Origin of the sequence: Hyphomonas johnsonii MHS-2, assembly GCF_000685275.1 — a bacterium.
GTDB classification, from domain to species: domain Bacteria; phylum Pseudomonadota; class Alphaproteobacteria; order Caulobacterales; family Hyphomonadaceae; genus Hyphomonas; species Hyphomonas johnsonii.
This window is the reverse complement of record NZ_ARYK01000003.1, coordinates 218338-229108: the sequence shown is the minus strand read 5'-3', so window position 1 is coordinate 229108 and position 10771 is coordinate 218338. Positions and strand designations below refer to the sequence as shown.

12 protein-coding genes and 1 pseudogene are annotated in these 10771 nt (G+C 62.9%); 4 read left to right on the top strand and 9 right to left on the bottom strand.

Translation table 11 applies throughout. The features are described from left to right. Positions 1-5: 5 nt before the first annotated feature. A complete protein-coding gene (locus tag HJO_RS07865; RefSeq protein WP_035615780.1) occupies positions 6-1046 on the bottom strand; it encodes a rod shape-determining protein in 1041 nt (346 codons plus the stop codon). Positions 1047-1562: 516 nt separating this feature from the next. Then, entirely contained in the window at positions 1563-3902 is a 2340-nt protein-coding gene (locus tag HJO_RS07860; protein ID WP_035615777.1) for an ATP-dependent helicase, read from the bottom strand. A 91-nt stretch (positions 3903-3993) separates the two neighbouring features. On the opposite strand from HJO_RS07860, the gene HJO_RS07855 reads away from it, so the two are divergent. The 3 genes from HJO_RS07855 to HJO_RS07845 are packed head-to-tail and all read left to right on the top strand — an operon-like array spanning position 3994 to position 5456. Next, complete coding sequence (locus HJO_RS07855; RefSeq protein WP_035615775.1) at positions 3994-4347, top strand: ArsR/SmtB family transcription factor; 354 nt, start codon at positions 3994-3996, stop codon at positions 4345-4347. Continuing rightward, on the top strand, positions 4340-4888 hold the full coding sequence (locus tag HJO_RS07850) for an SRPBCC domain-containing protein (protein ID WP_035615774.1): 549 nt from the start codon (positions 4340-4342) through the stop codon (positions 4886-4888). The genes HJO_RS07855 and HJO_RS07850 overlap by 8 nt, the downstream gene beginning before the upstream one ends. A 16-nt stretch (positions 4889-4904) precedes the next feature. Then, positions 4905-5456 (top strand): DUF5655 domain-containing protein, encoded by a 552-nt coding sequence (locus HJO_RS07845; protein ID WP_035615772.1) that lies wholly within the window; start codon positions 4905-4907, stop codon positions 5454-5456. A 214-nt stretch (positions 5457-5670) separates the two neighbouring features. Here the strand turns inward: HJO_RS07845 and HJO_RS07840 are convergent, their stop codons facing one another. Then, positions 5671-6777: an NADH:flavin oxidoreductase gene (locus HJO_RS07840; protein ID WP_035615769.1), complete on the bottom strand. Its 1107-nt coding sequence runs from the start codon at positions 6775-6777 to the stop codon at positions 5671-5673. 154 nt (positions 6778-6931) lie between these two features. On the opposite strand from HJO_RS07840, the gene HJO_RS07835 reads away from it, so the two are divergent. Then, positions 6932-7936: a tetratricopeptide repeat protein gene (locus HJO_RS07835; protein ID WP_035615766.1), complete on the top strand. Its 1005-nt coding sequence runs from the start codon at positions 6932-6934 to the stop codon at positions 7934-7936. Between the two features lie 4 nt (positions 7937-7940). On the opposite strand, the gene HJO_RS18810 is transcribed toward HJO_RS07835, so the two are convergent. The 6 genes and pseudogenes from HJO_RS18810 to HJO_RS18635 all read right to left on the bottom strand — a co-directional run bounded on the left by HJO_RS18810 (position 7941) and on the right by HJO_RS18635 (position 10761). Beyond that, positions 7941-8063 carry a hypothetical protein gene (locus HJO_RS18810; protein ID WP_277813160.1) on the bottom strand — a complete coding sequence of 41 codons (123 nt, stop codon included), beginning with the start codon at positions 8061-8063 and terminating at the stop codon, positions 7941-7943. A gap of 72 nt (positions 8064-8135) precedes the next feature. Next, entirely contained in the window at positions 8136-8330 is a 195-nt protein-coding gene (locus tag HJO_RS07830; RefSeq protein ID WP_035615764.1) for a DUF4169 family protein, read from the bottom strand. A 13-nt stretch (positions 8331-8343) separates the two neighbouring features. After that, the gene (locus HJO_RS07825; RefSeq protein WP_035615763.1) at positions 8344-8934 is read right to left on the bottom strand and encodes a GNAT family N-acetyltransferase; all 591 of its coding nucleotides are present in this window, start codon (positions 8932-8934) and stop codon (positions 8344-8346) included. Continuing rightward, on the bottom strand, positions 8931-9227 hold the full coding sequence (locus HJO_RS07820; RefSeq protein WP_035615761.1) for a hypothetical protein: 297 nt from the start codon (positions 9225-9227) through the stop codon (positions 8931-8933). The genes HJO_RS07825 and HJO_RS07820 overlap by 4 nt, the downstream gene beginning before the upstream one ends. A 126-nt stretch (positions 9228-9353) precedes the next feature. Then, entirely contained in the window at positions 9354-10157 is an 804-nt protein-coding gene (locus tag HJO_RS07815; RefSeq protein WP_035615758.1) for an SDR family oxidoreductase, read from the bottom strand. 76 nt (positions 10158-10233) lie between these two features. Then, positions 10234-10761, bottom strand: a pseudogene (locus HJO_RS18635) (nuclear transport factor 2 family protein). Between the last annotated feature and the right edge of the window lie 10 nt (positions 10762-10771).

The window sequence follows — 10771 nt, the reverse complement described above, 5'->3', positions numbered from 1 at the left end:
TTTTCCTACACTTCCGGAGACAGGACCGTTCTCATTTTCGAGTAGTTTTCTAGCACATAACCGCAGCCGTTCACGACGCATTTCAGCGGATCATCTGCAATCATCACAGGCAATTGCGCCTGTTGACGGATGACCGTGTCGAGGTTGCGCAACAGGGCACCACCACCGGTCAGCACGATGCCCCGGTCGACAATGTCGGCGGCCAGTTCTGGCGGCATGGCCTCGAGCGCGATCTTCACGGCGTCGATGATGTCGGTCACCGGTTCGCGCAGGGCTTCGGCGATCATGGCCTCGGAAATCTCGGTTTCCTTGGGCACGCCGTCCAGCGTGCCGCGGCCACGGACGGTCAGTGCCATGCCGGCCCCGTTTTCCGGCGCCATGGCGGTGCCGATCTCTTTCTTGATCCGCTCGGCGGACATTTCACCGATCAGGATCTTCTGTTCGCGGCGCAGGTAGTTGACGATGGCCTGGTCCATCTTGTCGCCGCCGACGCGCACGGAGCGCGAATAGACGATGCCGCCGAGCGACAGGACGGCCACTTCGGACGTGCCGCCGCCAATATCGACGACCATCGAGCCGGCCGGCTCGTCAATCGGCAGGCCGGCGCCGATGGCGGCTGCCATGGGCTCTTCGATCAGCTCGACCTGGCGGGCGCCGGCAGCGAGGGCCGACTGGTGGATGGCGCGGCGCTCGACGCTGGTGGCGGAGCTGGGCACGCAGATGATGATGAGGGGAGACACGAACGCCCGGCGGTTGTGAACCTTCCGGATGAAGTGCTTTATCATTTCCTCGGCGACTTCGAAGTCGGCGATCACGCCATCGCGCATCGGGCGGATGGCTTCCATGTTGACGGGTGTCTTGCCAAGCATGTTCTTGGCCTGCTCGCCGACCGCATAGACGATCTTTCGCCCGCCTTGCGTCATGTACGCAACGACCGAGGGCTCATCGAGCTTGACGCCCTGACCTTTGACATAGACCAGCGTGTTCGCCGTACCGAGGTCGATGGCCATGTCCGTGGACAACATGCCGAGAAGGCTACCAATCATGACGTCTACGAGCTCTTTCTGATGCGCAACGGACTCTCCGTCCGTTACAATTGTGCAATTCTATACACAGCCCCATACCTCATGTGCCGTTAACGCCCGTTTAATGCAAGCGGTGCACGGCAGATGAACGGTACGAACCGTTCAGTCATTGAAAACAGTCGATATTCACTGGGATTTACCATCAGACCTGCAGCGATCAGGGCGATCTAACGGTACGATGCGTTCCGATTTGGTAAACCGATTTCTTTCGCGCGTTAGGAAAGTGGGGGTTCCAGCGGCAAGAATTTCACGCCCGATTCCCGCCGGGAACGCATTTTTTCGGGCCGGATGCGTCGATCCGGGGCCGCGAAGATGAGCGCAAGATGAATGCGGCGTTCGGACTCCGTTCGGCGCGTGGGGATGATTATCCGCTTGCAGCACCGGTACGGCCCCATAGGAAGCGCACCTCCTGAAACCCGCGCTGGACGCCTGGCCATGCCCCTGACAGGCTCCTCCTGCCGGTGCTGCTTGTTTCCCTCAGGCGGCCGTGACGAAGGTGGCAATGACCTTCTTGCGGCCTGTCTTCTCGAAATCGACGGTCAGCTTGTTGCCCTCGGAAAAGGCGACCTTGCCGTAGCCGAACTTGTCATGGAACACCCGCGACCCGGTCTTGAACGTGTCCGGGCCGCCGGATGTGGCGTTGAGCGGACCAGCTTCGCCGGGGGGCCGTGAGGGGGTGCGCGAGGCATTCTCCTGCAGGCGCTTCCAGCCGGGGCTGGAATAGGACGAGCGGGCGCCGAGGTCTTCCATCGTGCCGCTGAATGCCTCTTCGCCGCCCGGCAGGCCGGAAAAGCCGGTCTCGCTCATGGCATCGACATGGTCGTGGGGCAGTTCATCGACGAAACGGCTGGGCATGACATTCTGCCAGCGGCCATAGATCTGGCGGTTGGCGACGAAGGAGATATAGGCGCGCTGGCGCGCCCGCGTGATGCCGACATAAGCGAGGCGACGCTCTTCCTCGAGGCCTTTCAGGCCGCTTTCGTCGAGACTGCGGCGCGACGGGAAGATTTCCTCCTCCCAGCCCGGCAGGAAGACCATCGGCCATTCGAGGCCCTTGGCGCCGTGCAGGGTCAGGATCTGGACCTGGTCCTCGCCTGCCCCGCCGCTGGAGGCATCCATCACCAGTTCGACATGTTCGAGGAAGCCCGCCAGCGTGTCGAACTCGCTCATCGCGCGCACGAGTTCCTTGAGGTTGTCGAGCCGCGTCTGGGCCTGCGGGCTGCGATCCTTCTGCAGCATGTCGGTATAGCCGGACTCCTCGAGGATGACCTCGGCCAGTTCGGTGTGCGGCAGGCCATTGGCATGCTTGTCGCGCCACATGTTGAGATGGTCGATGAAGACGGTGAGGCCGCGCTTGGCGCCGCCCTTGATCTCGTCGGTCTGCAGGACCATCGGCGTCAATGTGTAGAGGCTGCGGCCATCGGCGCGGGCATAGGCCTGCAGCTTGGCCAGTGTCGTGTTGCCAACACCGCGTTTCGGCTCGTTGACCACGCGTTCGAAGGCGAGATCGTCGTCGGGCGACCGGATCAGGCGCAGGTAGGCCATGGCATCGCGGATCTCGGCGCGCTCGAAGAAGCGCGGGCCGCCGATCACGCGGTACGGGATGCCGAGCATGATGAAGCGTTCCTCGAAGGCGCGCATCTGCCATGAGGCCCGCACCAGCACGGCGCAGTCGTCATGCTTGCCGCCATCGCGGACCCAGCTTTCGATATCATCGGCGATGAGGCGGCTTTCGGCCTCCCCGTCCCACAGGCCGCGCACCTTGACCTTGTCGGCATCGGCGCTGTCGGCGGCGCTGTCATCGCCGACATAGAGCGTCTTGCCGAGGCGGCCGCGATTGTGGCTGATGACGCTGGAGGCGGCGGCGAGGATGTGGCGGGTCGAGCGGTAATTGCGTTCGAGGCGGATGACCTTGGCGCCGGCGAAATCCTTCTCGAAACGCAGGATGTTGTCCACTTCCGCACCGCGCCAGCCATAGATCGACTGGTCGTCATCGCCGACGCAGCAGATATTGTGGCTGCCCTGGGCCAGCATGCGCAGCCAGAGATACTGCGCGACGTTGGTATCCTGGTATTCGTCGACGAGGATGTATTTGAAGCGCGCGTGATAATCCTTCAGGACATCAGGGTTGTCGCGGAAGAGCGTGATGTTGTGGACGAGCAGGTCGCCGAAGTCGCAGGCGTTCAGGACCTTGAGCCGGTTCTGGTAGATTTCGTAGCATTTGATGCCCATGCCGTCGGCAAACTGGTGGGCATCTTCGGACGGCACGCGGTCCGGCGTCAGGGCGCGGTTCTTCCAGCCGTCGATGAGGCTGGCCAGGAAACGCGGCGTCCAGCGCTTGGGATCGATATTCTCGGCCTGGATGATCTGCTTGCAGAGGCGCACCTGGTCGTCGGTATCGAGGATGGTGAAGCTGGATTTCAGGCCGACCAGTTCGGCGTGCTTGCGCAGGATCTGCGCGCTGATCGAGTGGAACGTGCCGAGCCAGCGCAGGCCCTCGCCCTCCGGCCCGATCAGTTTCAGCGCCCGTTCGCGCATTTCGCGGGCGGCCTTGTTGGTGAAGGTCACGGTCAGGGTCTGGCTGGGCCAGGCCTTCTTGGTGGCGATGATGTGGGCGAGGCGCGTGGTCAGCACGCGCGTCTTGCCAGTGCCGGCGCCAGCCAGCACGAGCAGCGGGCCGTCGGTGTGCAGCACGGCTTCGCGCTGTTCGGGGTTGAGGCCAGCCAGATAGGCGGCGTCGCCTGCCGCCGCTGGCGGCCGCGCGGCAGCCATCTGGCTGATGGACAGGCGATTCGGATTGGAACTCATGGGGAACATATAGCAGGAAGTTGGCCGCGTGTTAGGCTGAATGACCGCTTTCCGGAACTTTGGGATTGACTCATGCCCAAATAGGTAATTATGTAATTACATGTTTACTGATGAAGCCATGTCCGCCGTGTTCCACGCCCTCGCCCACGAGAGCCGGCGTCAGATACTGGATATCCTGAAGGCCAGTCCGGGCTGCCCGGTCGGCGAAATTGCACGCCAGTTCGATGTCAGCCGGATCGCGGTGATGAACCACCTGGCCGTGCTGGAGAAGGCCGGTCTCGTGACCAGCGAGAAGCGGGGTCGCACGCGGCACCTGTACCTGAACGCCGTGCCGATCCGCATGATCCAGGAACGCTGGATGGATGACTACAGCGAACAATTCGCGGGGCGCCTGACGTCCCTGAAACAGATGGCCGAAGCGGCCGTCCAACAGAAGGACAAGGACAATGGTTGAGGCTGGGGCCAAACCGCAGGCATTTGCCGAGAAGCAGATCTACAGGGTCGTCATCAACGCGCCGATCGAAACGGTATGGAATACGCTGGTGAAGACGGACGAGGCATTGCCGTTCTTCTTCGGCGCCCATTGCAAGACGACCGGCGAGCGGCTTGCGCCGGGCCAGCCCTATGCGATGCGCACGCCGAACGGCAAGTTCACCAGCGTGGTTGGCAAGGTGCTCGAGTTCAGCCCGCCGAACCGCTATTCCCACACGCTGCAGTTCACGCTGCACGACGACCCCGCCTGCGTAGTGTCCTACGAGTTGAAGGAAGTGACGGAAGGGACCGAATTCTCGCTGATCACCGAAAACGTACCGGTCGGCACGAAGATGGAAAAAAGCATGGCACAGGGCACGGATTTCATCCTCAAGAACATCAAGTCGGTTGCCGAAACCGGCAAGGCCACCTTTTCCAGCCAGTTGATGCTGGGCATGATGAGCCTGATGACGCCGCTGATGCCGAAGCAGTGCCGCAGCGAAAACTGGCCGCTTGAAAACTGAAGGACGGAGGGGACAGATGGCAAAATCCACCGAAGACATGATCGAAAGCATGAAAGCGGGCCTGCTCGCAAAGACCGGCAAGCCGCTGGCGCATTGGGTCAAGACTGTCCAGGCAAGCGGCATCGAGAAGCATGGCGAACAGGTCAACATGCTGAAGACGGCGCACGGTCTGGGCCACGGGCACGCCAATTTCGTCTGCCAGGTTGCCAAGGGCCGGATGGATGCCGATCCGGGCGAGATGCTGGAGGCCCAGTACAAGGGCAAGGAGGCGCTGCGGCCCATTCACGATGCGCTGGTGAAACATGCCGCTTCGTTGGGCAAGGATGTCAGCATCGACCCGAAGAAGACCAGCGTGGCGTTGCGCCGCTCCAAGAATTTCGCCGTCATCGTGCCGGCGACAAAGACCCGGATCGACCTCGGCATCAACCTGAAGGGCGAGCCCGGGACAGACCGCCTGCTGGCGGAAAAACCGGGGTCGATGTGCACGCACAAGGTCAGGCTGGAAACGGTGGCCGATGTCGATGCTGACGTGAAGGCGTGGCTGAAGGCGGCCTATGCACGGGCCTGACGGCCAGCGCCCCGACAACAAAAATAACCCCGAAGGAACAGGCCGGGATTGGACCGGCGCGTGCCTGCGGGGTCAAGGGGATACGGGTGTGGCGCATCCCGGATAGAGAGCCTGACTGGAGCGGAAATTCTTCCACCCCAGCCGGATAATCGAGCGTTACGTCGTGCCTTGTTTCCTTGCACACTCTGGCAGGAATTTCAAGATAGCTCCCCGCCTAGTAGAGGGTGGTCAGGGACTTCGCATCATAGCTGGCCAGCTCGTCGGTGCGGCCGTCGCGGATCTTGGCGACCCAGTCGGGGTCCTGAAGCAGGGCACGTCCAACCGCCACCATGTCGAACTCACCGCGACTGAGGCGATCCTCCAGGTCGTCGAGCGTGCGCACGCTTGAATCTTCGCCGCGGAAGGCACCAATGAAGTCGCTCGACAGGCCGACCGACCCGACCGTGATGGTCGGCAGGCCCGTCAGCTTCTTCGCCCAGCCGGCGCCGTTGAGACCGTTTTCCCCGTCGACGTCCGGGAATTCAGGTTCCCAGTAGCGGCGCTGGGACACGTGCAGCACGTCGACGCCTGCATCGACAAACACTTTCAGGAAAGCTTCGAGGTCTGTCGGGTTCTGCGCCAGCCGGGCATCATAGTCTTGCTGCTTCCACTGGGAATAACGCAGGATGATGGGCATGTCCGGGCCGACCTGCTTGCGGGTCTCGCGGATGATGTCGGCAGCGAACGTGGCGCGCTCGGGCAGCGACCCGCCGAACCTGTCATTGCGCTTGTTCATCACGTCCCAGAAGAATTCGTCGATCAGGTAGCCGTGTGCGCCGTGGATTTCGATCGCGTCGAACCCGAGGCGAGCAGCTTCGCCGGCGGCATTGGCATAGGCCATGACCATGTCGTCGACTTCGGCACTGGTCGGTTCCTCGGCGACCTTCTTGCCGGTATGAGTCACGCCCGCCGGGCTGTCAGACGGCGCATCCGGCTCCGGGCCTGAACCGGGCTTGCGCAACATGCCCTGGTGCCAGAGCTGCGGCGCGATGAGGCCGTTGCTGGCGTGAACCCTGTCGGCCACACGCTTCCAGCCGGCGAGCGAATCCGGCCGGTGGAAGTTCGGTACATTCACGTCATTCGACGCACCGCCCCGCTTGACGGTTGTTCCCTCGGTGATGATCAGGCCGACGCCGCCTTCAGCCCGCCGGGCATAATACTCGGCGACATTCTCGCCGGGAACGCCGCCGGGCGAGAAGCTGCGGGTCATCGGCGCCATCACGATCCGGTTCGGCAGGTTGAGGGACTTGATCTTGAGGGGGGAAAATAGCGGGCGGGTCATGCATCAGGCTCCGTTGCAAACAGGGTCTGAAGTGGCCACAGCACCCGCCTGCGTCAACCGTTTACGTCGCGTCTCCCGCTGTAGTGGCGGTTCACCGCGTATTCAGCTATGCCTGCCAGTCTGTGACCGATGCAACGTGTGAAGAGGAATCCGGATGCGTAACCTTGTTGTCCTTGCGGGACTGGGCCTGCTGGTGGCCTGCGCCACGCCGGGCTATGAATACGAAGCCCGGATCGCCCCCAACTTTCCGCAGGCCGCCGACTATCGCGACCCCGCTGTCGGGCGGTTCCGCGGCCCGGCAGGCGATGTTGCAGAAGCCGAGTTCGACGCGATGCTGGCGGACGTGCGCCTCGACGGGATGCCCTGGTTCACCGCATCGCCGGACGGGCCGGACAGTGTCTATGAGGGCGACGTGTCGATCGATGCCTGGAACGAGGACGTCCGGTACGAACGCGAGCGCCGCTGCGTGAAACACAAAGGCGTGTTCGACTGCAAGCGGCACGCAATGGTGGAAACCGAATGCACGACCGGGACGGTCGAGGTGACGGTGACCACCCGATTGATCGACCTCACCAGCAATCGCACCGTGTTCACGGCGAGCCAGCCGGGCGGCGCCGCGCGGGAAACCTGCATCGACATTGCCGAGTACCCGGATGATGGCCGCCCTGAAGGCGTCTACCGTGACCCGCGCCAGTCGAACTATAATCCGTACAATGCGCCGATCGGCATGGTGCAGGATGCGGTGACCGAGGCCGTGCGCCGGTTCCGTTACGATATCGCCCCCTACAACAAGACGGTCCGGGCCGAGATCATGACCGATGGCCTGGTGCCGGAAGAACAGAATGATGCGCGCTTCGCGCTGGCGGTTGAAGCGACCAAGCAGGGCAATTTCATTGCCGCGTGCACGCAATGGGACGCGATCGCCCGCGAATACCCGCGCGCACCGGCCGTGCTGCACAATCAGGGAGCCTGCGCGGAGGCGCGCGGCGACATGGAAACGGCGCAGGCCCGTTATGCCCGCGCGGCAGAACTGGTGGGCGGCGTTCCCCTGCTGAAACCCAAGCAGGCCAGGCCGATCTTCGATGCCCTGGAGCGGGTTTCGGGCCGCCGCGTCGATCAGACCGTGATCGACGGAATGATGGCGCCGGAAGGGTCCTGAGCGATCAGCCGCCGAACATGGTAGCCAGCGTGACGCCGGATTCGGAGGCTTCTGCCGCAATGCCCCAGGCGATGCCGCCGGCAAATGCGATGGAGCAGAACACAAGCTTGTACAGGATATTCTTCATCTGACGGTTCTCCCGGTTTGAAACACGTTGCCAGGGCAAGGTGCAAACGGGGGGCCGCTCGGAAAGGTGTCGTTAACCCTGGTCGTCCGGGCCGGGCTCCAGGCGATGGCCTTCGGTCAGCCGGGCGAGCTTTTCAGCGCGGGCCTCCGCCATCTGGCGCTCGCTTTTCGTGCGGCCGAACTTTGCCCGGTTCTCGGACGCTTTCTGCGTCTTCTCGGCTCGCGCCTTTGCCTTGCGGGCCTTGTTGAGATTGATCGGCGTCGTCATCGGGCAAACATAGTCAGCCCAAGGCCGCCAGTCGAGCGTCGAGGCGGGCTTTCACTTCGGGCCACTCGCGGCCGAGAATCGAGAAGACCACCGTCGAGCGCAGGAAGTTGTCGGGCAGGATGCGATTGTCGCGCAGGACGCCTTCCTGCACCGCACCGAGCTTGCGGACAGCCGCCTGCGACCGCTTGTTGCGGGCGTCGATATTGAACTGCACCCGGATCGCGCCCTGTTCGAACGCATGGCCGAGGAGCAGGCGCTTGGCGGCGGGATTGATCGCCGTTCCATGCACCGACGGGGCGTAGACCGTCATGCCGATCTCGACCGAACGGGACTGGCTGTCTGGAGACAGGTAGGCGGTCAGGCCCAGAAACGCCCCATCAGCGGGGCTGAGCACCGCGAACGGGATCATCTGGCCGGTGCCGGTGCGCTGCGCGATACTCGCGAGCCAGTTGGCGATCCAGTCACCCGGCCCGCGATACGGCCAGTGTTTCAGCTCGTCGCCAGCCGCTTCCGCCATGCTGCGCAGGTCGGCGCCGTGCAGGGCTGCATCGAAGGGCACAAGGCGGACATGCGGGTCCGCCAGGGTCACCGGCGCGAGCTTCATTCCTTGTGATTGTCCCGCCATTGTTCCATGGCCAGCGAAATTGCGAAGGTCTCGCGGTATTTCGGGCTGGAGGCAGGCCGCGGCGCGCGGGCCGACGTCATCGCCATGATTTCGGCCAGCTTGTTGTGCGCGGCGCCCGACTGGCCAGCCCCGATATAGGCGTGCAGTTCGACCAGCGCGGATGACAGCGGGTCATGCGCACGGATGACGAAATAGGGTTCGTCATCGGCGAGCTTGCCGATCACATCAAACTGGGACGGGTTATCCTTGGAGCCGACGGGAGGTTTGGACATGGAAGTCTGCCTTTCTGGGCGGAAGTGATTCTCTGGCGCGACAATAGTGCGTCGCGTGCGCGCCGTCAGCCTTTCCTGCAGACATGAATGATGTCCGGCAGGTCGTTTGCCGGACATCCCTCAGATTCAGCTCGATGCGACGATACCGCCATCGCACGGAATCGTGTGGCCGGTGATGTAGGCCGCCGCCTTCGAGGACAGGAAGATGGAGAGGCCGGCAATGTCGCTCGGCGCGCCGACACGGCCGGACGGGTTACGGTCGCCGATCGACTGCCAGTCGACACCGTCGGTCTCGCCCTTGAAGCCAACACCGGTCGACAGCATCCAGGTCGGGAATGGCCCCGGCGCGATGGCGTTGACCAGGATATGCTCGCCGGCGAGGTGTGCGCCCATGAAGCGCGTCAGATGGATCACGGCGGCCTTCGACGTGCCATAGGCAAAACCGCTCATCGGCGATGTGTGCATGCCGTCAATCGAGGCGATGTTGATGACGCGGGCGGGATCAGCGGCGCTGGCGGACTTGCGCAACAGCGGCATCAGCTTCTGTGTAAGGAAGAACAGGCCCTTGACGTTGACGTCCATCACCTTGTCCCAGCCAACTTCCGGGAAGTCTTCCAGGGTCGCCCCCCAGGCCACGCCGGCATTGTTGATCAGGACGTCGACCTTGTCTTCCCGCTTGGCGATTTCGCCGGCGAGATGGTTGACACCGTCCATATTGGAAACGTCCGACGGAATGGCGTAGATTTCGCCGCCATACTGGGCCTTCAGGCGTTCAACCGTTTCCTCGCAGGCCTTCGCCTTGCGCGACGAGATGATGACCTTCGCACCGCTGGACAGGAATCCCGCCGCGATCATCTCGCCGATGCCGCGCGACCCGCCCGTGATGACGACCGTCTTGCCGGCCACCGAAAACAAATTGCTGAAATCCATGCTCACGAAATATCTCCTGCTTCTATCTTGGCATTATTAGTGCGGGAGCGGCCACGCAACAGCAAGAAAAATCCGTCTAGAACACGGTATAGACGGGATCGTTCGGACAGGGAGCGCCAATGGGTGTCTTGTTGCCAAACCGTTCGGCTTCGGTGCCCGGGGGCAAGGGCATGTTCTCTACCCAATCAAAAACCACCACGCGATTCAGGATGCGCCACTCGTCGTCCCGCCGCACGAACCAGTCGAGATAACGCCCCTTCATGTCGACCTGCTCCACCTCGCCACTTTGGGTGGGCTGGCGCTGGAACGCCGTGAAATAGCTCTCGACGGCAGCGCCATCGTCGCGGAATTCGATCAGGATGTTGTGAATCTGGTGAATCCCGCGCTCGATATGCGGCAGCACTTTCATGGCCCAGTCAACGAACCCGCTTGCACTGCCCTGCTATGGGCCGTGATGGTCCGTACCATCGGGCCAGTAGGCGGAGCGCAGCATCGCTTCATCGGCGCGGTCGATGCCCCGGCAATAGCGAAACAGGCAATCGCGAATGGCTTCGCGCGCCATCAGGTCCGCGACTTGGCGCGCCAGGCGATCGGTATCGGCCATGTTTCCATCC